Raw genomic sequence first — 23,171 nt, 5'->3', positions numbered from 1 at the left:
ATGTGACGTCGGAAGAAATCGTACTCAGCGCATCAGCAGCGCGGCGAGCCAGAGGCCCAGCCCGAAGACGACGTGGTTGATCAGGCCGATCAGCCGGATCTGGCTGGCATTGGGTCGCTTGCTGGCGGCGAGGCCGAAGCCCATGCCGGGCTGCAGGATGAACCAGCCGCAGCCGATGGTGACGACACCGACAATCAGAGCCGGCAGCAGCGTCGGATTGCGGGCCCAGTCCAGGCCCCAGACAAGTATGACGATTGCGGCGAAGAGGGCACCGATCAGGTAGTGCATGATCCAGCCGATCGCGAGCTCGTTCGCGACGGGCGGCGTGTCGGCGATGGTGTCGTGCATGAAACGGCCGCGCGGCAGATAGGCGAACCAGCGCCCGACCATCGCCCAGTTCGCGAGCGGGAGGCCGAAAGCGCGGTTGAGGACGAGTGCCCAGAGATCGAGCAAGGCGGTCGCACCGATGCCGATCGCGAGCGAGCGGCCGATCACTTCGAGCATCTACAATCCCCCCGGCCGCGAAGCGCGCCGCCGGCTATGGAGGCGAAAGGATGCAGTGGGGTCAATCGCTGGGAGGTTGAATGTCCCCGCCCGCAGTGCAGATGGGGCATGCGGCGGCGCAGCGCAGGAACCGCCGGGGGGCGTTGCTCGTTCTCCCCCCGGTGCTTTCAATGCGGGGGGACGCGATGGCCGTGGCGGCAGTGAGCAAGACGAACGCGACCGGGCCGCATGGGGCGCAGGAGCTGCCTTCGGTCATCGTCACCAGCTATAATCTCGAAATCCGCGACGGCGACGGCTTCCTTGGCGACAAGGCGAGCCGTAGTGCCTTCATGGATCATCTCGCCGAACTGCGCAGCCATCTGGCCGAGGCTGGCGAGGACCCGCTGGCCAAGGTCGGCAAGACGCCGAGCAAGTCCGAGCTCGACCGGCTGCTCACTGAGGGCGAGGCCCGCGAGGCGGCGCTGGTGCTCTCGGCGGTAGAGCGCTTCGCCCAGTCGCTCGCCTTTGTCATTCGCCGCTTCCTGCGCCAGAAGGCCTGGAGCCCGGTGGAGCGTATCGTTGTCGGCGGCGGCTTCCGCCAGAGTCGGATCGGCGAGCTCGCGATCGCGCGGGCCGGCGTCATCCTGCAGACCGAAGGCTATACAATCGAGCTGGTGCCGGTGCGACATCATCCCGACGAGGCCGGGCTGGTCGGCAGCGCCCATCTCGCGCCGAAATGGATCTTCGAAGCCTATGACAGCCTGGTCGCGGTCGATATCGGCGGCTCGAACATCCGCGCCGGCATCGTCGAATTGCGCCAGGACAAGGCGTCGGACCTCAGCAAGGCGCGGGTCTGGGAAACCGAGCTCTGGCGCCATGCCGACGAGGAGCCGAGCCGCGAAGAGGCGGTGAAACGGCTCGGCAAGATGCTACGCGAGCAAATCGAGCACGCCGCCAAGGAAGGCCTGCGCGTCGCGCCCTTCATCGGCGTCGGCTGTCCCGGCCTGATCGAGCCGGACGGCGCGATCGATCGCGGCGCGCAGAACCTGCCCGGCAACTGGTCGAGCAGCCACTTCAACCTGGTCGAGAGCATCCGCGATATGGCGCCGGAGATCGGCGAGCACGACACCGTCGTCACCATGCACAATGACGCCGTGGTCCAGGGCCTGAGCGAATTGCCGTTCATGCAGGATGTCGAGCACTGGGCTGTGCTGACGATCGGCACCGGGTTGGGCAATGCCAGTTTCCACAACCGCGCCAAGCCGAAGGGCCGGGACAAGGACAAGGACAAGCCGAAGGACGGCAAGGGCAAGAAGGATTAAGCCTAGTCCCGCTTTGCCGGCAGCGCCCAGAGTAACCCGCGGGTGACGATCGCCGGGAAGACGGTGAGATGGTCCTCGCCAGGGATGACCTCGCTCGAAAGCTTGAGGCCGGGATAGTTGCGCGAGCGCAGTGCCTGCTCGAATTCCTTGAGATCGGCGATCATGTCGGTCTTGCCGTTGTAGCGCGGATCGCCCGAGGCCTTGTCGATGGTCTCATAGGAGGCGATCGCCATCAGCACATTCGCCTTCAGCTCCTTGTTGGCCTCAGCATAGGCCCGTTCGCGCTGGAACAGCACCTTCTGGTCGAACCAGAGCGAGGGGCTGCCGATGATGTAGTGCGAGAACAGTTTCGGCTCGGTCAGCAGGACATGAAGGCCGAACAGCCCGCCATAGGAATGGCCAGCATAGATGCTGCGGGTGGTGTCGGTGCGGTAGGTCGCGGCGACGAAGGGCATCAATTCCTCGGAGAGGAAGCGGCGATAGCCCTCTGCTTCACCGAATACCGGCGGTTTGCCGGATGGGTCTCGCGTCTTCTCGCCGTTCGGTGTCGGCGTGTAGTCGCGCCGGCGGCTGTATTCGGGCGTATCGCCGACCGAATAGGACAGGCCGACCAGGATGAACTCCTCCAGCCCCTTGGCCCGGTTGCCGACCCGCCGCGCGATTGAGCGCACCAGCGGGAAGGCATAGTCGGCGTCGGTGACGAAGAGCACCGGGAAACGCCGCCGCGGCTGGCTCTGATAGGCTTCCGGCAGGCTGACGAAGATCTCGTAGTCGCGCTGCAGCGCCTTGGCCCGGATCGTCCTGACCTCGGTGCCCTTGAGCACGAAGGGCGGTGGCGCGGTCACGCTGGCGGCGGAGGCCGGCGGCTCGGCATCAGGCTCGGCGATGGCGGCAGTCGCGATCAGCATGAAGGCGACGAGGGCAGGCAGGCGAAGCATCCTGGACGTCTCCGACAGGACTGTGCCGGGATCGTGACGGCTCGCGCGACTGTCGCCAAGGCCTATCGCCGCAGACCCGGTGCCTCCAACGCGAGCCCCCTGGCCCGCACGGCGAGATAGAGTTCGAGCGCTAGGTATTCGTCCGAGCCATAGTCGAACTGCGTCGCCCTGACGCCGAGCGAGCAGGCCCGCAGCCGCCGGTGCAGCGACCCCAGCCCGTTCCATTCCAGCCGGTAGGCCGGATAGCCGGTTCCGATGCCGTAGCTGATCGTGTCGCCACGCAGCTTCTGGCCGACGAGGCCGTCATGGCACTGCGTGCAGGCGAGGTTGAGCTGGCCCTGACGGCGCTCGTAGAAGGCCTTGCCGGCTTCGTAGAAGGGTTTTGCCGCGCCCTCGGCCGAGACCGACATCGGCACGCCCTTCGAGAGCGAGGCGACATAGGCGGTGAGACCGAGTAGTTCCTGGCTCTCATAGCCAAAGGCCGGCTGCTTCTGCCGCTCGACCCGGCACTGCTCGATCCGCCCTTCGAGGTTGATCAGCTTGCCGCTGGCGGCGTCGACCTGTGGGTAGTGGGCAGCAGCCCCGCGCAGGCTCTGTTTGGGATCGGTGTGGCAGGAGAGGCAGGTCGGCGCTGCACCCTCGCGGCGGCTGAACAGCTCCTCGCCCTGCTCGACCCAGAGCCAGCCGGGGTTGCGGGCCTCGTCCTCCTGCTGCCGCTGCATCTGTGGCGAGAGGAAAGCGCTGCCCGGCTTGATCTCCTGGGCCGCCGCGGCGCCCGCCAGCGCCAGCAAAGCTATCGCAAAGCTGCGGGCGCTGACGCTCATGTCACGACGAGACGGGCGGTGCGGGTGAAGGTCGCCCCACCATCCTCGCGCCATTCGAAGGTGAGGTCGCCGGTCTCGACGGCGCGGGTGGTGAAGCTGACGAAGGGGTTGGCCGAGACGCCGGTGTGCATGTCGTAGCGGAACACCGGCTCGCCGGCATAGGTCACGGTCAATCGGTTCAGGATCTTGCGCGGGACGACCCGGCCTTCCGAGTCGACCTGGCCGCCGCGATCCATGGGATGGCGGACGAGGACGCGGATCTCGACGATCTCGCCGGCCTTGGCCTCTGCCGGCATGGTGATGCGGGCATTGAACGATGCCATTGGTCAGAGCCTCCAACACAACCTGAGCAGGTCTGGACGCCGGCAATTCGTCCATTCCGCCAGGAGCGGGGTGAAGCCGATACCGTTGGTATCGGCAAGCGGCGCGACGCCGCGGGTGGGCGAATTCCCGGCGCCGAAGGTGGGCCTTGGAGGGCCGCCTGCGGCGTCGGACCGACTTGCCGATATCGAAGGATATCGGCTGCGCGCTCCTCCTGGCATTCGGCTCCTCCAAGACCCATCCAGACCTACTCAGGTTGTGTTGGAGGCTCTTAGCCTCCGTCGATGCAGGCGCTCAGCGTCACGACGATGTCTGCATCGGCCATGACGTAGCCGCCGCCGCTCAGCGCCGCGATCGCCACGACCTTCTGCGAGGTGGCCAAGCGCAGGGTGGCGCGGATGTCGGCTCGGCCGCTGCGCGGGGACAAATGGAAGCGTGCCACGTCAGGAAAGGGGTTCTTCTCGGCGATGACATGGATCCAGCGGACATGGTCGGCCTCCGTCATCGGGCTCTCGACCTGGATCGCGACATCGACCGAATTGCCGTTCTCGACCAACTGGGGGATGTCGAAGGTGATCCTGGTGCGCTCGGGCACCGCGCCTTCGGTGATCCGTGCGATCAGCTCGGAGAGAGCCGCTGGTGCTGCACGAACGGGCGCAGGCAAGGCGGCCAGCGCGAGGCCAGCGGCGCCGGCTGCCATGACTTTGCGGCGTGAAAGCGCCGGCTCAGGGCGTGCGCAGGCTGGCGAGATAGGTGACGACATCCTCGATCTCCTGGGCGGTGAGCGCCGGCCGATCGCGAAAGGCCGGGGCAACGTCTCGCAATCCTTCAATACGAAAATAGGGCGGCATCACCGTCTGCGGGTTGAGCATACCGGTATCGACGAGGCGCAGGCGCAACTGCCCGGCATCGAGCCGGGCGCCGACCCCGGCGAGACCCGGGCCGATCGTGCCCTGGAACGGCTCGTTCGGCTCTGGCAACTGATGGCAGATCAGGCAATTGCCCTGGGTGCGGTCGAGCACCAGTGCCCGCCCGCGTGTGGGATCGCCGATCTTGCCGCCGAGCGGCGCGGGGATCGCATCGCCGACGACGGTGTAGGTTTCGAGCGCGCCGGCCGGCGCGCTCGCGAGCGCCAGCAGGATCAGGGCAGCCTGGATCGCGGCAAGCCTCACGCCTTGCGCAGATCCGTGTTCTTGAGCGGCAGGTTGCGCACGCGCTTGCCGGTGGCGGCGAAGATCGCGTTCAGCACTGCCGGTGCCGCGACCGCGATGGTCGGCTCGCCGACGCCGCCCCAGAAGCCGCCGGAGGGCACGATGATCGTCTCGACCGCCGGCATGTCCTCCATGCGCACCACCGGATAGGTATCGAAATTCTCCTCGACCATGCGGCCGTCTTTGACCGTGCACTCGCCGAAGAGCGCGGCCGAGAGGCCATAAACGAAGGAGCCCTCGACCTGGCGCTCGATCTGCGCAGGGTTGACCGCGTGGCCGGGATCGGTCGCGGCGGTGATCTTGTGGATCTTGAGCTTGCCGTCTGCGCTGACCGAGACCTCGGCGACGGCCGCGACATAGGAGCCGAAGCCCATGGTCTGGCAGATGCCGCGATAGACGCCTTCCGGCGGTTTGCTACCCCAGCTGGCCTTCTCGGCGACGGCGTTGAGCACGGCGAGATGCTTGGGATGGTTCTTCATCAGCGCCCGGCGGAAGTCGAGCGGGTCCTTGCCGGCGGCATGGGCGAGCTCGTCGATGAAGCATTCGAGATAGATGGTGTTCTGGTTGAGGTTGACGCCTCGCCAGAAGCCGGGCGGCACATGCGGGTTGCGCATGGCGTGGTCGATCAGCAGGTTCGGCACGGTGTAGCCGATCGAGGCCTCCGGTCCCGGCGGGTTGAGGCCCTGGAACACGGCCGGGTCGCGGCCGTTCTGGATGTTCTGCGGGAAGATGCCGGCGACGATCGACTGGCCGGAGATGCGCAGATGCAGGCCGGTCAGGTTGCCGTCCTTGTCGAGCGCGCCGGTGAGCTTGCACTGCGTCACCGGGTGGAAGCGCCCGTGCAGCATGTCCTCCTCGCGCGACCAGATCAGCTTCACCGGCGTGCCGGGGATCTGCTTGGCGATGGCGACGACCTGGCGGACCCAGTCATGCACTGCGCCGCGCCGGCCGAAGCCGCCGCCGAGATCGATCTTGTAGGCCTCGCATTTGGCTAGCGGCAGGCCGGAAGCCTCGGCGGTCGCGGCCAGCGCCGCTTCGCCGTTCTGCGTGGGAGTCCAGACCTCGCAGCGCTCGGAGGTGTAGAGCGCGGTCGCGTTCATCACCTCCATGCAGGCATGGTTCTGGAACGGGTAGGAATAGACCTGCTCGACGACTCGGGCAGCGCTGGCGATGGCGGACTTGATATCGCCGTTCTGGTTGCCGACTGCCGCCTGCGGCGCATCGAGCCCTTCCTTCAGCCAGGCGGCTATGCTCTCGCTGGAGACCTTGGCGTGTTCGCCCTCGTCCCAGGTGATCGGCAGCGCATCGAGCGCGGTCTTGGCGCGCCACCAGCTGTCGGCGACGACGGCGACGGCGCTGTCGCCGACCGGCAGGACATGCTTGACGCCCGGCATGTCCTTGACCTTGGCGGCGTCGAAGCTCTTCACCTTGCCGCCGAAGACCGGGCAGTCCTTGATCGCGGCGTTAAGCATCCCCGGCAGCTTGAAGTCCATGCCATAGACCTTCTTGCCGGTGGTCTTGTCGGCTGTGTCGAGCCGCTTCAGCGGCTTGCCGGCGATGGTCCAGTCCTTCGGATCCTTGAGCGGCACATCGGCCGGGGGCTGGAGCTTCACCGCCGCCGCGGCGACCTCGCCATAGCGGATCGAGCGGCCGGAGCCCTTATGGGTGATCACGCCCTTGAGGGCGCTGCATTCGGCCGCCGGCACCTTCCAGCCATCGGCTGCGGCCTGGACCAGCATCATCCTCGCGGCGGCGCCGCCTTTGCGGACATATTCATGGGATTCCCTGATGCCGCGGCTGCCGCCGGTCGAGAAATTGCCCCAGACCCGGTTGCGGGCGAGATTCTGGCCGGGTGTCGGGTATTCGGTCGTGACCTTGGCCCAGTCGCAGTCGAGCTCTTCGGCGACGAGCTGGGCGAGGCCGGTCAGCGTGCCCTGGCCCATTTCGGAGCGGGCAATGCGGATCACCACCTTGTCGTCGGGATGGATCACGACCCAGGCGTTGACTTCCGGCACCGCGCCTTGCGCCTGTGCTTCCCCGGAGAAGGGGATGGCAAAGCCGAAGCTGAAGGCGCCGGCGGCTGCGGCCGAGCCTTTCAGCAGGCTGCGGCGGGAGAGCTTGGTGTCAGTCACAGAGGCTAGACTCATGGCGTCCTCCTGATTGCGGATAGCGCTGCGGCGAGGCTGTGGCGCTCGAGCCGTGCGCAGGGAAATGGGTGAGATGAGATCAGCCGCGGTTCATCTGGCCGCCGGCGGCGACGTCCTTGATGGCGGCCTTGACGCGGTTATAGGTGCCGCAGCGGCAGATATTGGTGATCTCGGAGGCGATGTCGGCATCGCTCGGCTTGGGATTGGACTGCAGCAGAGCTGCCGCGGCCATGATCATGCCGCTCTGGCAAAAGCCGCATTGCGGCACGTCGTGCTCGATCCAGGCCTTCTGGATCGGATGGTTGCCGTCGGGCGAGAGCCCCTCGATGGTGACGATCTTCTGCTCGGCGGTGAGGGCGCTCACCGGCATCGAGCAGGAGCGGGTGGCGACGCCGTCGATATGCACGGTGCAGGCCCCGCATTGGGCGACGCCGCAGCCATATTTCGTCCCGGTCAGGCCGATCTGCTCGCGGATCACCCAGAGCAGGGGCGTGTCGTCCTCGACTGTCACGTCAATCGTCTTGCCATTGATGCTCAGCTTAGCCACCGCAAACCTCCCGGTTTCGATCCCAAGGTCGGCGAGAGAGCCAGCGCGCCTCACCGTTCTGCACGAACCAGCCGCTCAGGGGCCGGAGATGTTCCTTGGAAGAATTCAAACCCAGAAGCGCGGCTGCCGCCAGAGGTTGCGTGCTCACCTGCGATCACGGTTGCGTTGAATCGTTTTAGCGTGCGCTCATGGCGATCCAGGCGGCTTTCTTCGGCGCTGCCATGATGCTGTCCGGTTTTCTGTCGCAGACACGCAGCCCTGACTGCGCCTGCCTCCACGCTCTCTCACAGGAATGTGATGCCCTCATACGATCTTTGTCCGGCGGGGCTGCGGAGCCCCGAACCCGGCCGCGGCGCCGTTTCGTCGGAGATGCTTGCTTTCGTCCCGCGGCAGTGGCGAGGCTGCGCGACCATGCGAATCAGCCCGGCAGGACCGCAATGTCGATGATTTCCGGCCTCGACCGAGCCTTTCGCCGCTCCGGCAGTGCCTTGCTGCTCGCGCTGATGCTGCTGGCCGTGCCGCTGATGGCGCTGGCGCAGACGGCGGATAATACGGCAAGCCCGCGTGCCCGCCTGGACTCGATCCGCGGCGAGCTCACCCAGATCGAAGGTTCGCTCGCCAATCCGAATGTCTCGGACAATGAGTTGCAGCGCCAGCGCCTGCGCTTGCAGCCCTTGCTCGACCAGCTGCGCATCCTCACCGACGAGCAGGCGCCGCGCACCGAGCAGGCCAAGCTCAGGCTCGACCAGCTCGGCGCCAAGCCCGACGCCAACGCGCCGCCCGAGACGCCGGACGTGGCGCGCGAGCGCGAGACCCGCACCAAGACCTTCGCCGAGGCGGACGAGACCCTGAAGATCGGGCGCGCGACGCTGCTCCAGGCCGAGCAATTGCAAAGCTCGATCGGTGACCTCAGGCGCGATCGTTTCGCCAAGGCCTTGTTCGCGGCCGGCCCGTCGATCCTCAATCCGGAGGTCTGGTCGACGACGCTGACGGCCTTCCCGTCCGATTTGCGCGCCTCGCAATTCATCTTCGGCGACTGGCTCTCGGTCTTCACCTCGGCGCTGTTCAGCCCGCGCGGCGTCCTGGTCGCGCTCTCCTTCCTCGGTGCGCTCGCGCTCTATGTCGCACGCGCCCGATATATGCCCCGGCTGACGGCACGGCTGGCGGGGAGCGTCGACTCCAGCGATCGCCACATCCTCTATGGGGCGCTCATCCGCATCGTTGCGCGGACAGCGCCGCCGGCGCTGGCGAGCTGGCTGATCTATGCCGGCCTGAACACCGCCGGCCTGCTGCCGCCGCGGATCCAGCCGGTGATTCTCGCCGCTGTCTTCGGGCTCGCTCTGTTCGCCTTCGTCCAGGCGCTGGTCGATGCGCTGTTCGCTCCTGGCGAGCCGCAGCGGCGCCTTGCCAGCGTGATGGAATCGACCGCGAAGACCGTGACCCGGCTCGCCGGCTCGCTCGCCATCGTCATGGCGATCGGCAAGGTGCTGGAAGCCTGGCTGCAGGCGATCGCCGCTGGTCTCACTTTGTCGATCATCGTGCGCGGCGTCGTCGCCACCGTCTTCGCGCTGATCCTGATCGCCGGGCTCTATCGCCTGCGCGACAATCAGGAGATCGAGCAGGAGGCGTGCCTGGGCCCCTATGTGCCGGTCGACGGCGCCAGCCTCGGTCCGGTGCGCATCCTTGGCTGGATCGTCGGCATAGGGATCATCCTGGCGCTCCTGTTCGGCTATGTCGTGCTCGCGACCTTCCTGACCGAGCAGGTGATCTGGCTCGGCATCCTCGCAGCCGTCTTCGTGCTGCTGATGCAACTGATCGACCTTGGCATCGTCAGCCAGCTCACCGGCGACGGACGGTTCGCACTGACGCTGCGGGCGGGGATCGGCCTGCGCGCGGCGACCCTGCAGAAGATCGCGGTGGTGCTCGCCGGCGTCCTCAAGATCGTGCTGATCGTCGTCACGATCATGCTGGCGCTGGCGCCCTGGGGCCTGGAATCGACGGATCTGACGACGTCGCTGCGGGCTGCCTTCTTCGGCTTCCAGGTCGGCGGGGTCACGGTCTCGCTGTCCTCTATCGTCGTGGCGATCCTGCTCTTCGCGCTCGGGCTGGCGGCGACGCGCTCGCTGCAGGGCTGGCTCGACGGCAAGTTCCTGCCGACGACGTCGCTCGACACCGGCCTGCGCAACTCGATCACCACTGCGGCCGGCTATGTCGGCTACGCGGGCGCCGCGGCGATCGGCTTCTCCTCGCTGGGCCTCAGCCTGGAGCGGCTCACCCTCGTCGCCTCGGCGCTCTCGGTCGGTATCGGTTTCGGCCTGCAGTCGGTGGTGTCGAACTTCGTCTCGGGCCTGATCCTGCTCTGGGAGCGGCCGATCCGGGTCGGCGACCAGGTGCTGGTCGGCGACGCCGAGGGCATCGTCAAGCGCATCAATGTCCGCTCGACCGAGATCGAGACCTTCGACCGCTCCTCGGTGATCGTGCCGAACTCGAACCTGGTCTCGGGCGTGGTGCGCAACCGCGTCCGCTCCGACCGGACCGGTAGGGTGCTGATCTCGATCAGTGTGCCGCGCCGGCTCAACCCGACCGAAGTCCGGGCCATGCTGGTCGAGGCTGCCGAGGCGCATGGCGACGTGCTGAAGAAGCCGCCACCGAACGTGCTGTTCAAGAAGCTCGGCACGACGACGATGGATTTCGACCTGATCTGCGTGGTCGGCGATGTCGACATCGTCGGGCGCGTCACCAGCGACCTCAACTATGTCATCCACAGGCGCCTGAGCGAGCTGGAGACCCCGGTCCCGACCGAGCTCACCGTCAGGGGGCTGGAGGGAGTCGAGCACTCGCTCGGCGAGATCGCTGCCGCCGTGTCGAAGGAGGTCGGCCGCCGCGCCAAGCCGGCAGGCGGACGCGTCACCGTCAAGCGCTCGGGCCCGGAGCTCGAAACCGAGGCGGAGCCGGAGGAAACGCCCCCGGCGTCCGCGAAACCAGAACCGGCCGCGAATGGCGGCAAGGACGAGACCAAGGACTGATGCGATGCGCCTTACCTCCGCTCCCACCGCGCGCCAGCGGCTGCGGTCGATGAGCTGTCCCGCCGCGCTCGCGGCCGCGCTCTCACTGTTGAACCTCGCCGGCTGCACCGAGCCGGTCCGGACCCAGCCCGCCTTCTATCGCGATCTCGGCTCGCCCTCGGCCAGGGTCGATGCCGAGGCGGCACGTGCGACCATCTCCGCCTATCGGCTGAATGCCGGCCTCAGCACGTTGAAGCTCGACCCGGAGCTGATGCAGGCGGCCGAGCAGGAGGCCGCCGCCATGGCCGCCGCCGACAAGCCGGCCCAGGCCGAGGCGGTGAAGGCACGGCTGGCGCGGGCCGGGCAACCGGGCGCCGAGGCCAATCTCTCGGCCGGCTATCGTCGCCTCGCCGAGGCCTTCTCCGGCTGGCGCGACTCGCCGCAGCACGACCGGGTGATGAAGGCGCCGAACGCGACGCGCATGGGCATCGCCTCGGCCTACGCGCCAGGTTCGAAATACCAGGTCTACTGGGCGCTGGTGGTCGCGCCCTGAGCAGGCGCGGTCGGCCGTCATTCGATTGCGAAATCGAAGGGCGTCTTCGGGAACGGCTCCTTCGCCAGCGTGAAGTGCCACCATTCCTTGCCGTAGCCGCGGAAGCCCTCGGCTGCCATCGCTGCGGCGAGGGTTTCGCGATTGCGGCGGGCCTCGCTCGCGACGCCGGGATGGCGGAGCGCGCTTTTCTCCGAGAAGCAGTCGAAGCTCGTGCCGAGATCGAGGCTGCTTTCGCGTGGGCGAATGGCGATAGCGCCGTCGCAGGGGCCGGCATCCGCAGGCGTCGGCAGAGCAGCTTCGCCGGCGCGGACGAGGCCGACATCGACGGTGGAGCCACGTGAATGGCTGGAATTGCCGGCGATGTAGCCCTTGGCGACGAGATCGCCCCTGGCGATGCCGGGGTGGAAGATGCGGCCGAGATCGGCGGCGCCCGGCCGCTTCACCCAGTCGTTGAAGGCGGCGACGGCTCGGGCGGGCCGGTAGCAGTCGAACAGCTTCAGCCCGTAGCCCTGCTGGGCCAGGCGCTTTTCGGCGCGGATCAACGCGTTCGCCGCCTCGCGCGTCAGCACGCATTCGCCCCGGCCATAGCCGGGCACGGCCGCGCCGGTGAAATTGAACGGCGTCGCATAGCGGATGTCCTGCGCGATCGTCGGCGCGAGCTCGCGCAGCCGCACGAAGCCTGCGGGCAGCGGCTCGGCATTGACGGGCCGCGAGGCGAGCACGAGCAGCACGGCTGTCAGCGCCCGCCTGAAGGTCGCCGGGCGCGGCATGCCGCGGCTCAGGGTTTGGCGCCGACCGGCAGCGGTGGTGCATCGGCCTTGAGCACGATGCCGACGCGGCGGTTGAAGGCGAGATAGGGGTTGTCCTTGACCAGCGGCTCGGTGTCGGCCTTGCCGGTGACCGAGCTGAAGCGCTCGTCGGGCACGCCGGCATTGCCGAGGATCTCGCGCACCGCCGAGGCGCGGCCGACCGAGAGCGCCCAGGGATTGCCGGGCGCTGTCGTGCCCGGGCGCTGCGCGGCGGTGTGGCCGGTGATGGCGATCTTGTTGGGCATGCGCCGCAGCGTCGGCGCGATCGCGGCGAGAAGCTTGCGCATGCGCTCGTTCGGCTGGACCGAGCCCTCGTCGAACATGGCGCGGCCATCCTGGTCGACAAGCTGGATGTCGATGCCCTGTTCGGAGACCTCGATGAGGATGCTGCGCGAGAGTTCGCCGATCTCCGGCATCTCGCGCAGCGCCTGGCGCAGCGAGGCGGCGGCGAGCGCAAAGCCGCGGTCGTGGGTGGCAGAGACCAGCCCGTCTTCCTTCTGCTGGTTGTGATTCGGCGCGGTGTTGTCGGAGGCTTCCTCGAGCGGGCGGACATAGGCGTTCTTGATGTGCGTCCTGGTCGGGATGCCGTCGACCTCGACGATGCCGGCGAGCTTGAAGTCGCGCTGGGTGCCGAAGGCCTCGCGCATCGAGCCGGCGACGATCTGGAGCTTCTGCTTGTCCTGGCTCGAATAGGCCGCGACCATCACGAAGAAGGCCATGAGCAGGGCCATGAGGTCGGCGAAGGTTACGAACCAGCCGTGACCGCCATGCCCGCCTCGCTTCTTCTTGGCCATGACCGGCTTCGCTCAGGTCGCTTCGGCCATCTCGGCGCGATGGTGGTCCGGCAGGTAGGCAAGGAGCATTTCGCGGACCAGGGTCGGGCTCTTGGCGTCGCGCATCTGCAGGATGCCGTCGATGATCAGCGTGCGCGAGATTTCCTCTTCCTCGAGCTTGATGTGCAGCTTGTCGGCGATCGGCAGGGTGAACATGTTGGCGACCATGGCGCCGTAGAGCGTCGCCAGCAGCGCCGTCGCCATGGCGGGGCCGAGCTTGGACGGATCCGACATGTTGGCGAACATGGTGACCATGCCCAGAATCGTGCCGATCATGCCCCAGGCAGGGGCGCAGTCGCCGATGGCGCGGTAGACCTTCGAGCCTTCATCGAGCCGCTGCAGGAAGTTGTCGCGGTCGCGCTCCATGGTGTCGCGGATGAAGTCCTTGTCGTAGCCGTCGGCGATGTAGCGCAGGCCCTGGGCCAGGAACGGATCGGAGACTTCGACGCTTTCGAGCGCGACCGGGCCGCTCTTGCGGTTGATCTCGGCGACGCGCGTGATCTCGTCGATCAGCTCGCGAGGGTGGACCGAGCGCATGGTGAAGGCGAAGCGGATGCCCATCGGCAGGCCGTGCGCGATCACTGAGAAGGGAAAGCGCAGCATGGTCGCGGCCGAGGCGCCGCCGAAGATGATGATGGCGGCGTGCTTGTCCCAATAGGCGGCGAAGTTGCCGCCATCGATCATGATCAGCGCGACGATCGTCGCGATGCCACCGATGATGCCTGCGCCGGTCGCGATATCCATGAAAGCACCTTGGTGCGCTGCCGTCGGCCCTGCGCGCCACGCCTCTCGCACGCCGGAAACGATAGGCGGCGCGGGTTGAAGGAAGCGTTAAGGTAGAGGACTTGCTCACGCCGCTCCGTGAGCTAAAGCTCTTGGCCATGTCTCTGCTTGCAATCTACGCCCGCGTCCTCGGCGAGCTCGGCCCGGAACGGCGCCTGGGGCTCCTCCTTGCCATCGCCAACATCGCGCTGGCGGGCGCCGCCTTCGCCGAGCCGATGCTGTTCGGCGCGCTGATCGACAGGCTGACTGGCCTGCAGACGGCAGGCACCCGCCCAGGCTGGAGTGACATCAACGTATTGCTGGCCGCCTGGGTCGGCTTCGGCCTGTTCAATATCGCTGCAGGCGTCTTCGTGGCGCTGTTCGCCGACCGGCTGGCGCATCGCCGCCGGCTCGCGGTGATGGCGAATTATTTCGAGCATGCGCTGACCTTGCCGCTCGCCTATCACACGCAGACCCATTCCGGCCGCGTGCTCAAGGTGATGCTCGAAGGCACCAGCGGCATGTGGGCGCTCTGGCTCTCCTTCTTCCGCGAGCATTGCGCCAGTTTCGTCGCGCTCTTCATCCTGCTGCCGTTCACGCTCTGGAAGAACTGGCAGCTCGGCCTGCTGCTGATCTTCCTCGTCGTGCTGTTCGGCACGCTCACCGCCTTCGTGCTGCGCAAGACCGACAAGCTGCAGAGCAATGTCGAGGCCTATCATTCGAGCCTCGCCGAGCGGGCCTCGGATGCGCTCGGCAATGTGCCGGTGATCCAGAGCTTCACCCGGATCGAGGCCGAGGTGCGCGGGCTGCGCAACACCATCACCAGCCTGCTCGAAGCGCAGATCCCGGTGCTGACCTGGTGGGCGGTCGCGACCGTCGCGACCCGCGCCTCGGCGACGCTGACCGTGCTCTCGATCTTCGTTGTCGGCACCTGGCTGCTGATGCAGGGGCAGACCACGGTCGGCGAGATCGTCACCTTCATGGGCTTCGCCACCATGCTGGTCGGCCGGCTCGAGCAGATCGTCTCCTTCGTGAACTTCATCTTCATGCAGGCGCCGAAGATGCGCGAGTTCTTCGAGGTGCTCGACACGCTCCCGGCTGTGCGCGACCAGCCCGGTTCCCCCGATGCCGGCCGGCTCGAGGGCCGGATCACCTTCGACGACGTCTCCTTCTCCTATGACGGCAAGCGTGCCGCCGTCGCCGACGTCTCCTTCGAGGTCAGGCCAGGCGAGACCATCGCCATCGTCGGCTCGACCGGCTCGGGCAAGTCGACCACGCTCGGCCTGTTGCACCGCGCCTTTGATCCGCAATCGGGCCGCATCCTCGCCGACGGCCGCGACATACGCGAGATCTCGCTGCTCTCGCTCCGGCGCAATATCGGCGTCGTCTTCCAGGAGCCGATGCTGTTCGCGCGCTCGATCCGCGAGAACCTGACGGTCGGCAAGCCTGACGCGACCGATGCGGAGATGATAGAAGCGCTCGACCGGGCGCAGGCGACCGAAGTCATGGCGCGCCAGAGTGACGGGCTCGACACCATCGTCGGCGAGCGCGGTCGTACCCTTTCCGGCGGCGAGCGCCAGCGCCTGTCGATCGCCCGCGCCCTGCTCAAGAATCCGCCGATCCTGATCCTGGACGAGGCGACCTCGGCCCTCGATGCGGCGACCGAAGTGAAGCTGCAGAAGGCGCTCGACGAGGTGATGAAGGGCCGCACCACCTTCGTCATCGCGCACCGCCTCGCCACCATCCGCAATGCCGATCGCATCCTGGTGTTCGAGCAGGGCCAGGTGATCGAGATGGGCTCCTTCGAGGAGCTCGTCGCCAAGGGCGGGCGCTTCGCCGCTTTGGCCCGGGCTCAGTATCTGGTTACCGACAAGCCTGCATCGACGCTGTCGGAGGCCGAGGCCAGCCCATTGGCACAAAAGCTGCCAGGCGCGTGATGGTTCAGGCCGCTATGCTTGCTCTGACTTCGCTTGTTCGGGAGCAAGTCTAGCCGCTGCCCAGTCAACACGGAGACCCGTCCATGCGCCGCCTCGTGCCTGTCATCGCGCTCGCCCTGAGCCCGTCGCCTGCCGCTTTTGCCCAGACGGTCTGGGAAATGCCGACCGAATATCCGGCGAGCGCCATTCCGGGCGAGGGCGTCGCGACCTTTGTAAAGCTGGTGAATGAGCGTTCGGGCGGGCGGCTGACGATCACCCCGAGCTTCGACGCCGCGAAGGGAATCAAGTCGGCCGGCATGGTCGCAGCGGTGCAGGAGGGGAAGGTCGCGGCCGGCGACGCCTTCGCCGGGGCGCTGGGCTCGGTGCATCCGCTCTTCGGCCTGTCGTCGCTGCCGTTCCTGGCAACCTCGATCGAGGATGCCAGGCGCCTGACCGATCTTGCCCGGCCGGCTTATGCCAAGGTCTTCGCCGGCTATGGCCAGCGCATCCTCTACACCACGCCCTGGCCGGCCTCCGGCATCTGGTCGAAGGAGCCGGTGGCCTCGGCCAAGGATCTCGCCGGCCTGTCGATCCGCACCTATGACGCGACCTCGACCATAGTGATGGGCAATGCCGGCGCCAAGGCGGTGAACCTGTCCTTCGCCGACGCCATGCCGAAGGTGAAGGACGGTTCGATCACGGCGGTGCTGTCGTCGGGGGATGGCGGGGCCGGGCGCAATCTCTGGCAGTTCCTGCCGCATTTCAGCGAGGTGAACTATGCACTGCCGATCTCGCTGGCGACGGTGAATCTCGCCGCCTACGACGCCCTGCCGGCCGATCTCAGGCAGGTCGTCGACGAAGCCGCAGCCGAGACCGAGCGGCGGCAATGGAGCGCGATCAGGACGCGGCTCGACGAGAACTATGCCCGCATGCGCGCCAATGGCGTCACCATCCACGCGAAGCTGCCGGCCGATCTGACCCAGCGGCTCGAGACTGCGGGCAAGGCCGCGGTCGAGGACTGGCGCGGCAAGGCCGGAGCGGAAGGCGCCGCGATCCTCGACGCCTTCGCCAAGCGCTGAGGCATTCGCGCTGCTGCGTCGCTTCTTGGCCGAGGCGACGCGGTTTCGATTACCCGAGGCGTAATCGATCTGCTGCGCTGCGGCGGGCATGGTCCCTCGCGACACCGGCCGCACCGGCCGTTTTCGATCGAGGAGAGCACCATGACCGCCTATGTCATCGCCCATCTGCGCGACGTCGACGTCAACGCCGAGATCGTCGACTACATCAAGCGCATCGACGAGACCCTCGTGCCGTTCGGGGGGCGCTTCCTGATCCATGGCGTGACGCCAGAGGTCATGGAACGACCGTGGGAAGGCGATCTCGTCGTCATCGCCTTCCCGGACATCGACGCGGCGCGCAACTGGTATGCCTCGCCGGCCTATCAGGCGATCCTGCCGCTCAGGACGCGCAATTCGCGCAGCGCCGCGATCATCGTCGACGGTGTGTCGGATGGCTATCGGGCGACCGACTTCCTGGCGAAGCTGGGCTGATCCTCAGGGCGCCGGCTCGCCCGGCAGGAAATGCAGGCAGGGGTCGAGCTTGACGTGATCGGGGCCGACCTGCTCCCAGCTGCCGCTGACGACGATGCGCTCGCCGGTGTTTCGACCATTGCTGTCATAGGTGACGCAGAGTACCCGCGGGTCGGGTGCCTGGCACAAGCCGAGATAGGTCACGCCGGCGCCCGCCTTGACCATGGCCAGGGGACCCTCGACCTCGATCGTGACGAGCTCGCCCTCCTTGCCAGCCAGTGACTTCAGTGCGGTGCGCAATTCGCTGCAGCTTGCACGGAATGTCGGCTCCGGCTGGGCGCGCGCCACCAGCGTGTCTGCGAGCAAGGCAGCGCCGGCTAAGAGGACGAGATGGGCAAGGCGAAGATCGAGCGCGCTCATTGCGCTGGTCTCGACTTCCTTTGTGGCGCCTTTGCGCATGGGAGACGCGTGCGAGGCAACAATCGCGTGTCACGGGCTTGCCGTTGTGAGATCATTTTCGGCACGTACTCGCCTGTCTCCTTTTCCCAACGACGGACCTATTGCCTGACATGATGATCGCCCGCCTCGCCTGCGCCTGGGCCTCGGTTGCAGCCTTCCAGATCTTTGGCGGCACGCTGCTCGCACAGCTTGGGGCGCCCTTGCCGTCATTGCTGATCTTTGCCTGGCTGCTCGGTGTCATCGTCTGGTCGGCGTTCGGCGTGGTGCATGAGGCCGAGGAGATCGCGCATCGGCTCGGCGAGCCCTATGGCACGCTGATCCTGACGCTCTCGATCGTCATCATCGAGGTGGCGCTGATCTCGGCGGTTATGCTGGGCGCCAAGGGCGCGCCGACGCTCGGGCGCGACACCATGTTCGCGGTGCTGATGATCGTGCTCAACGGTGTCGTCGGTATCGGCCTCTTCATCGGCGGCCTCCGGCACTTCTCGCAGGGCTACAACCTCAAGGGCGCCTCGGCCTATCTGGCGGTGATCATTCCGCTGACGCTGATCCCGCTTGTCCTGCCGAACTTCACCACCTCGACCTCGGACGGCACGCTGACCACCTTCCAGTCGATCGCGTTCTCGCTCTTCACCCTGCTGCTCTACGGCGCCTTCCTGATCCTGCAGACCGGCAGGCACAGTGTCTTCTTCAAGGAGCCCGCCGGCGAATCGAATATGCCCTATGGCGCGGCCTATGCCCGGGCCAGGGTGCAGCCCGGCTCCGAACTGGCGCCAGCGCCTGATGCCGAGCCGGCCGAGGAGCCGCCGCATCCGCCCTCGGAAGGCTCGACGCGGTCGCATGTCATCCTGCTGCTCGCCAACATCCTGCCGATCGTGATCCTGGCGAAAAGCCTCGCCGTCGTGCTCGACTTCGGCATCGCGCGCCTTGGCGCGCCGGTGGCGCTCGGCGGTATCCTGATTGCCATGGTGGTGTTCACGCCCGAATGCATCGCGGCGCTGCGCGCGATCACCACCAACCAGCTGCAGCGGGCGATCAATCTCTGCCTTGGAGCTGCCGCCTCGACGCTCGGGCTGACGGTTCCCGCCGTATTGGTCATCGGGCTCATCACCGGACAGGAGGTCGTGCTCGGCCTCTCCGGTACCAACATGGTCATCCTGTCGATGACGCTGCTGCTCTCGACGCTGACCTTCACCGGCACGCGCACCACAATGCTGGAAGGGGCGGTGCACCTCTCGGTGTTCTTCGTCTTCCTGGTGCTGGTGTTCAGCCCCTGACGAAGAGGCTCTGCAGCCGGGATTGACGAGGCAAGGTCTGTTCTGTACCAATCGGTTCAGTCTTTACCGATTGGTACAGGAGATTTGCCGTGAGCGAAGCTAGGCCGCCTTTTCCGCCGTTCAGCGCGGAGACCGCGATCCTCAAGGTCAGAGCCGCCGAGGACGGCTGGAACGGGCGCAATCCGGCGCGGGTCGCGCTGGCCTATACCGAGGATTCGCGCTGGCGGAACCGCGCCGAGATCTTCCAGGGTCGGGCTCCGATCGAAGCCTTCCTCACCCGCAAATGGCAGCGCGAGCTCGACTATCGATTGATCAAGGAACTCTGGGCCTTCACCGACAACCGCATCGCCGTGCGCTTCGCCTATGAATGGCGCGACGATTCCGGGCAGTGGTACCGCTCCTACGGCAACGAGAACTGGGAGTTCGCACAGAACGGCCTGATGGCCCGCCGCCATGCCAGCATCAACGACCTGCCGATCGCGGAAGCGGCGCGGAAGTTCCATTGGGACGCCTCCGGGCCGCGTCCGGCCGATCATCCCGGCCTGAGCGATCTCGGCCTATAAGAGCTGATGGCAAGACGAATCAGCGAGCGGGCCGACCTGCTGCCGGTGCTCGGCGAGATCTTTCGCGACCACGGCTTCGAGGCGGCGAGCCTGTCGGTGATCGGCGCGCGCACGGGGCTCGGCAAAGGCAGCCTCTATCACTTCTTCCCCGGCGGGAAGGAGGAGATGGCCAAGGCCGTGCTCGACGAGATCGATCGCTGGTTCGAGAACGAGGTGTTCCAGCCTCTCCGAGCGGACGGCGATGGCGCGGCCGCGATCGAGGCGATGCTCGTCGCGGTCGACGGCTATTTCCGTTCGGGCCGGCGCATTTGCCTGGTCGGAGCGCTGGCCCTGGCCGATTCACGCGAGCGCTTCGCGGCGCAGATCGCCGGCTATTTCGCTGCCTGGCAGGATGCGCTCGCCGGGGCGCTCGCCCGTGGCGGTCGTGCCGACGCTGACGGGCTGGCGGAGGAAATCCTGGCCCTGATCCAGGGAGGGCTTGTCCTGGCGCGAGCGCGCGACGAAGCAGAGATCTTCACGAGGCTGCTCGCAAGGCTGCGCTGCAGGCTGCAGCCTGAAGACTGAGCGATCCGGCCGCCATCACGCGGCGGTCGCGGGCTCCTGCTCATGCGTGCCGTTGCCCGCGGGCGCCACCCTGAGCGCGGTCAGCCGGTTGCGGCTCTTGCGCATCACCTCGAAGCGGAAGCCGTGGAAGGTGAAGGCCTGGCCGGCATCGGGGATGGCGCGGGCCTCGTGGATGACGAGGCCGGCGATGGTCGTCGCCTCGTCGTCGGGCAACTGCCAGTCCATCGCCCGGTTGAGGTCGCGGATCGGCACGCCGCCATCGACGATGACACCTCCGTCCAGCTGCTGGCGCAAGCCGGGAACGGCGACGTCGTGCTCATCGCGGATGTCGCCGACGATCTCCTCGAGGATGTCCTCGAGCGTCACCAGCCCCATCACCTCGCCATATTCGTCGACGGCGAGCGCGAAATGCGTCTTGCGGGCGAGGAAAGCCTTGAGCTGCTCGGGCAGCGGCGTGTTCACCGGTACGAACCAGGATTCCAGCGCGATGGTCGCGACATCGAGCTTGCAGGCGTCGCCGCCAGCGGCATCGAGCGCGCGCAGCAGGTCCTTGGCGTGCAGGACACCAACGATGTTCTCCGGCTTGTCGCGCCAGAGCGGCATGCGGGTATAAGGCGAGGCTAGGACCTCGCGCACGATCGCCTCCGGGCCGAGGTCGAGATTGATCGTGCGCATCTTGGTGCGATGGATCATCACGTCGTCGACTGCGAGCTGCTTCAGATCGAGCAGCCCGCTGACCATGTCGCCATCGGCCTTATCGGCGGTACCGCCCTGGCGCATCAGCTCGACCTGATCGCGCAGGATCTCGTCGATCGCCAGCACCGGGCGCTGCGAATCGATGCGCAGGCCGAACAGGCCGAGCGAGCGGCGGGCCAGCCATTGCATCAGCCTGACCGGCGGGCCGAACAGGGCGAGCAGGCGCGCCACCGGGCGTACCAGCTTGAGCGCCATGCGCTCGGGGTCGGCGACGGCCGCCATGCGCGGCGCGAGCTCCCCGAACACGACAATGACCAGCGCAACTGCGATGGCGAGACCCGCCGCACCGCTGGCGCCGAACGAGGCCAGCGCGGCGTAGGCGGCAAAGCTCGCCGTCGCGGTCTTCACAAGGGTCCGCACCAGCAGGAAGACACCGCTGAGGCGCTCGCGATTGTCCAGCACGCGCAGAACGATCGTGGCGCGGCGGCTGCCGGCCTTCTCCTGTTGGACGAGCCTGGCGCGCGAGATCGCATGCAGCGCCGCATCGGCTGCGGCGAGGAAACCGGTCAGGAGCACGCCGAGCGAGACGACGGCGATGGCGAGCCAGGGGTCGAGATGCGGGATGGCGACCATGGAGGAAGAGCTCAGGTTCCCGCGAGTTCGCTCTCGATGAAGTCGTGCGCCGTCTCGGTGGCGACGCCGGGCGCGATGAAGCTCTTGCCGATGCCATGCGCCAGGATGAAGGTCAGCGCGCCGCGCTTGACCTTCTTGTCCTGGGTCATCGCCTCGACGATCTCAGACGCCGTGCCGGTGCCGCCGGGCACGTCCTGCAGCCTGGTCGGCAGGCCGACGGCGGTGAGATGGGCGGCGACGCGGCCGGCATCCTGGCCGGAGCAGAGACCGAGCCGCTGCGAGAAGCGGAAGGCGAGGCAAAGCCCGATCGCCACGGCTTCGCCGTGGACGAGGCGGGTGGAGTCGTATCGCGTCAGCCGCTCCAGCGCATGGGCGAAGGTGTGGCCGAGATTGAGAAGGGCACGGTCGCCATCCTCGCGCTCGTCGCGGGCGACGACCGCGGCCTTGGCCCGGCAGGCGGTCGCCACCGCATGGTCGCGCTCGGGCCCACCTTCCATGACGCGGCGCCAGTTGACCTCGCACCAGTCAAAGAAGGCGGCATCGTCGATCAGCCCGTATTTCACCACCTCGGCATAGCCGGCCTTGAACTCGCGCTCGCTCAGCGTATCGAGCAAGGCGGTGTCGCAGACCACCAGCGCCGGCTGGTGGAAGGCGCCGATCAGGTTCTTGCCATGGCTGGAGTTGATGCCGGTCTTGCCGCCGACCGAGGAATCGACCTGGGCGAGCAGGCTGGTCGGGATCTGGATGAGACGCACGCCGCGGCGCAGCACCGAGGCGGCGAAGCCCGAGAGGTCGCCGACGACGCCGCCGCCAAGCGCGATGACGAGGTCGTTGCGCTCGATCTTGGCGGCGAGCAGACCGTCACAGAGCTCGATGAAGCGGGCATAGGATTTGGAGGACTCGCCCGGCGGGATCGTCAGGCGCGTCGCCGTGACGCCGGCCTGCTGCAGGCAGGATTCGAGGGCGGGTGCGTGCAGGGTGGCGAGGTTCTCGTCGGTGACGATGGCGGCGCGGGCGCCGGGAAAGCGCCGGGCGATCACCTGCGCAGCCTCGCAGAGCTGATGGCGCCCGATCAGGATGTCATAGGAGCGCTCGGCCAGCGCGACCGGGACGACGATGCGTTCCGCTGCAGGGGCAGCCTGAGCCAAAGCGTTCATTCCTTGCCTTCCTGGCGCAGCCGCCGGTCGAGCGCCGCCACGGCGTCCTCGATGACGACCTCATGGGGATCGTCGCGCGAGATCAGCGTGATGTCGGCGAGCGCATAGATCGGCTCACGCTCGGCCAGCAAGCGTCGCACGGTCGCCTCGGGATCGGCCGTCTGGAGCAGCGGGCGGTTGCTGCGCTTGCGGACGCGGCGCATCAGCACGTCGAACTCGGCCTTCAGCCAGATCGAGATGCCGAGCTCGGCGATGCGGGCGCGGGTGTCGGCGTTCATGAAGGCGCCGCCGCCGGTCGCCAGCACGAGCGGCGCGCGCGTCGTCAGGATGCGGGAGATGACGCGGCGCTCACCGTCGCGGAACTCGCTCTCGCCGCGCTGGGCGAAGATCTCGGGGATCGCCATGCCGGCGGCGGTCTCGATCTCGGTGTCGGCGTCGACGAAGGGGAGGCCGAGCCGGGCGCCGAGGCGCTTGCCGACCGAGCTCTTGCCCGAGCCCATCATGCCCACCAGCACCACGGCCCGCGCACCGAGCGCGGCGCGCAGCGCGATGCGGTCCACTTGTTCGATCGTTTCCGCCATCGTCATCAACTGAATTCCTTGTGCCCGCTCTAGCATGAGGA

General features: G+C 67.3%; 24 protein-coding genes. 9 read left to right on the top strand and 15 right to left on the bottom strand.

Annotation, left to right across the window (positions count from 1 at the left end):
• Nucleotides 1-24: 24 nt before the first annotated feature.
• A complete protein-coding gene (locus AC1DS0_RS23325) occupies nt 25-504 on the bottom strand; it encodes a DUF2938 domain-containing protein (RefSeq protein WP_476816635.1) in 480 nt (159 codons plus the stop codon).
• Between the two features lie 185 nt (nt 505-689).
• Between AC1DS0_RS23325 and AC1DS0_RS23320 the strand changes: the two genes are divergently transcribed.
• Nucleotides 690-1,805, top strand: a complete 1,116-nt coding sequence (locus AC1DS0_RS23320; RefSeq protein WP_476816634.1) for an ROK family protein — start codon at nt 690-692, stop codon at nt 1,803-1,805.
• Nucleotides 1,806-1,807: 2 nt separating this feature from the next.
• Here AC1DS0_RS23320 and AC1DS0_RS23315 read toward each other — a convergent pair whose 3' ends face one another.
• The 7 genes from AC1DS0_RS23315 to AC1DS0_RS23285 form a co-directional block, all read right to left on the bottom strand.
• Nucleotides 1,808-2,743, bottom strand: a complete 936-nt coding sequence (locus tag AC1DS0_RS23315; protein WP_476816633.1) for an alpha/beta hydrolase — start codon at nt 2,741-2,743, stop codon at nt 1,808-1,810.
• Between the two features lie 62 nt (nt 2,744-2,805).
• Nucleotides 2,806-3,567 carry a sulfur oxidation c-type cytochrome SoxA gene (gene soxA / locus AC1DS0_RS23310; RefSeq protein ID WP_476816632.1) on the bottom strand — a complete coding sequence of 254 codons (762 nt, stop codon included), beginning with the start codon at nt 3,565-3,567 and terminating at the stop codon, nt 2,806-2,808.
• Nucleotides 3,564-3,890, bottom strand: a complete 327-nt coding sequence (gene soxZ, locus AC1DS0_RS23305; protein WP_377800231.1) for a thiosulfate oxidation carrier complex protein SoxZ — start codon at nt 3,888-3,890, stop codon at nt 3,564-3,566. Before soxZ ends, soxA begins: the two co-directional genes overlap by 4 nt.
• A 269-nt stretch (nt 3,891-4,159) precedes the next feature.
• Nucleotides 4,160-4,651, bottom strand: coding sequence for a thiosulfate oxidation carrier protein SoxY (locus AC1DS0_RS23300; RefSeq protein ID WP_476816631.1), 492 nt, complete (start codon nt 4,649-4,651; stop codon nt 4,160-4,162).
• Nucleotides 4,614-5,060 carry a sulfur oxidation c-type cytochrome SoxX gene (gene soxX, locus AC1DS0_RS23295; RefSeq protein ID WP_476816630.1) on the bottom strand — a complete coding sequence of 149 codons (447 nt, stop codon included), beginning with the start codon at nt 5,058-5,060 and terminating at the stop codon, nt 4,614-4,616. Before soxX ends, AC1DS0_RS23300 begins: the two co-directional genes overlap by 38 nt.
• Nucleotides 5,057-7,246, bottom strand: coding sequence for a xanthine dehydrogenase family protein molybdopterin-binding subunit (locus AC1DS0_RS23290; protein WP_476816629.1), 2,190 nt, complete (start codon nt 7,244-7,246; stop codon nt 5,057-5,059). The genes soxX and AC1DS0_RS23290 overlap by 4 nt, the downstream gene beginning before the upstream one ends.
• Before the next feature lie 79 nt (nt 7,247-7,325).
• Entirely contained in the window at nt 7,326-7,793 is a 468-nt protein-coding gene (locus AC1DS0_RS23285) for a (2Fe-2S)-binding protein (protein WP_476816628.1), read from the bottom strand.
• Nucleotides 7,794-8,230: 437 nt separating this feature from the next.
• On the opposite strand from AC1DS0_RS23285, the gene AC1DS0_RS23280 reads away from it, so the two are divergent.
• Together AC1DS0_RS23280 and AC1DS0_RS23275 are read left to right on the top strand one after the other, a co-directional pair.
• Nucleotides 8,231-10,819 (top strand): DUF3772 domain-containing protein, encoded by a 2,589-nt coding sequence (locus tag AC1DS0_RS23280; protein ID WP_476816627.1) that lies wholly within the window; start codon nt 8,231-8,233, stop codon nt 10,817-10,819.
• A 49-nt stretch (nt 10,820-10,868) separates the two neighbouring features.
• Nucleotides 10,869-11,351 (top strand): CAP domain-containing protein, encoded by a 483-nt coding sequence (locus AC1DS0_RS23275; protein WP_476816626.1) that lies wholly within the window; start codon nt 10,869-10,871, stop codon nt 11,349-11,351.
• A 17-nt stretch (nt 11,352-11,368) separates the two neighbouring features.
• On the opposite strand, the gene AC1DS0_RS23270 is transcribed toward AC1DS0_RS23275, so the two are convergent.
• Genes AC1DS0_RS23270 through AC1DS0_RS23260 form a run of 3 tightly spaced genes read right to left on the bottom strand, consistent with a single transcriptional unit; the run spans nt 11,369 to nt 13,737 of the window.
• Nucleotides 11,369-12,121, bottom strand: coding sequence for a M15 family metallopeptidase (locus tag AC1DS0_RS23270; protein WP_476816625.1), 753 nt, complete (start codon nt 12,119-12,121; stop codon nt 11,369-11,371).
• Between the two features lie 8 nt (nt 12,122-12,129).
• Nucleotides 12,130-12,954 (bottom strand): OmpA/MotB family protein, encoded by an 825-nt coding sequence (locus AC1DS0_RS23265; RefSeq protein WP_476816624.1) that lies wholly within the window; start codon nt 12,952-12,954, stop codon nt 12,130-12,132.
• Between the two features lie 12 nt (nt 12,955-12,966).
• A complete protein-coding gene (locus AC1DS0_RS23260; protein ID WP_476816623.1) occupies nt 12,967-13,737 on the bottom strand; it encodes a motility protein A in 771 nt (256 codons plus the stop codon).
• Nucleotides 13,738-13,874: 137 nt separating this feature from the next.
• Between AC1DS0_RS23260 and AC1DS0_RS23255 the strand changes: the two genes are divergently transcribed.
• From AC1DS0_RS23255 to AC1DS0_RS23245, 3 genes are all read left to right on the top strand, one after another.
• Nucleotides 13,875-15,692, top strand: a complete 1,818-nt coding sequence (locus AC1DS0_RS23255) for a glucan ABC transporter ATP-binding protein/ permease (protein ID WP_476816622.1) — start codon at nt 13,875-13,877, stop codon at nt 15,690-15,692.
• An 83-nt stretch (nt 15,693-15,775) separates the two neighbouring features.
• Nucleotides 15,776-16,750 (top strand): TRAP transporter substrate-binding protein, encoded by a 975-nt coding sequence (locus tag AC1DS0_RS23250; protein WP_476816621.1) that lies wholly within the window; start codon nt 15,776-15,778, stop codon nt 16,748-16,750.
• Between the two features lie 141 nt (nt 16,751-16,891).
• Nucleotides 16,892-17,221 carry a DUF1330 domain-containing protein gene (locus AC1DS0_RS23245; protein ID WP_476816620.1) on the top strand — a complete coding sequence of 110 codons (330 nt, stop codon included), beginning with the start codon at nt 16,892-16,894 and terminating at the stop codon, nt 17,219-17,221.
• 3 nt (nt 17,222-17,224) lie between these two features.
• On the opposite strand, the gene AC1DS0_RS23240 is transcribed toward AC1DS0_RS23245, so the two are convergent.
• A complete protein-coding gene (locus AC1DS0_RS23240) occupies nt 17,225-17,620 on the bottom strand; it encodes a hypothetical protein (RefSeq protein WP_476816619.1) in 396 nt (131 codons plus the stop codon).
• Nucleotides 17,621-17,769: 149 nt separating this feature from the next.
• On the opposite strand from AC1DS0_RS23240, the gene AC1DS0_RS23235 reads away from it, so the two are divergent.
• From AC1DS0_RS23235 to AC1DS0_RS23225, 3 genes are all read left to right on the top strand, one after another.
• The gene (locus tag AC1DS0_RS23235; protein WP_476816618.1) at nt 17,770-18,936 is read left to right on the top strand and encodes a calcium:cation antiporter; all 1,167 of its coding nucleotides are present in this window, start codon (nt 17,770-17,772) and stop codon (nt 18,934-18,936) included.
• An 89-nt stretch (nt 18,937-19,025) separates the two neighbouring features.
• The gene (locus tag AC1DS0_RS23230) at nt 19,026-19,499 is read left to right on the top strand and encodes a nuclear transport factor 2 family protein (protein WP_476816617.1); all 474 of its coding nucleotides are present in this window, start codon (nt 19,026-19,028) and stop codon (nt 19,497-19,499) included.
• Between the two features lie 6 nt (nt 19,500-19,505).
• Nucleotides 19,506-20,063 (top strand): TetR/AcrR family transcriptional regulator, encoded by a 558-nt coding sequence (locus AC1DS0_RS23225; protein WP_476816616.1) that lies wholly within the window; start codon nt 19,506-19,508, stop codon nt 20,061-20,063.
• 15 nt (nt 20,064-20,078) lie between these two features.
• On the opposite strand, the gene AC1DS0_RS23220 is transcribed toward AC1DS0_RS23225, so the two are convergent.
• Genes AC1DS0_RS23220 through AC1DS0_RS23210 form a run of 3 tightly spaced genes read right to left on the bottom strand, consistent with a single transcriptional unit; the run spans nt 20,079 to nt 23,136 of the window.
• On the bottom strand, nt 20,079-21,392 hold the full coding sequence (locus AC1DS0_RS23220) for an HlyC/CorC family transporter (protein WP_476816615.1): 1,314 nt from the start codon (nt 21,390-21,392) through the stop codon (nt 20,079-20,081).
• Nucleotides 21,393-21,403: 11 nt separating this feature from the next.
• On the bottom strand, nt 21,404-22,549 hold the full coding sequence (gene aroB / locus AC1DS0_RS23215) for a 3-dehydroquinate synthase (RefSeq protein WP_476816614.1): 1,146 nt from the start codon (nt 22,547-22,549) through the stop codon (nt 21,404-21,406).
• The gene (locus AC1DS0_RS23210; protein WP_152015341.1) at nt 22,546-23,136 is read right to left on the bottom strand and encodes a shikimate kinase; all 591 of its coding nucleotides are present in this window, start codon (nt 23,134-23,136) and stop codon (nt 22,546-22,548) included. The genes aroB and AC1DS0_RS23210 overlap by 4 nt, the downstream gene beginning before the upstream one ends.
• Between the last annotated feature and the right edge of the window lie 35 nt (nt 23,137-23,171).

Source organism: Allobosea sp. P4_H5, assembly GCF_056400825.1.
This window is presented reverse-complemented; position numbering and strand designations above follow the sequence as displayed.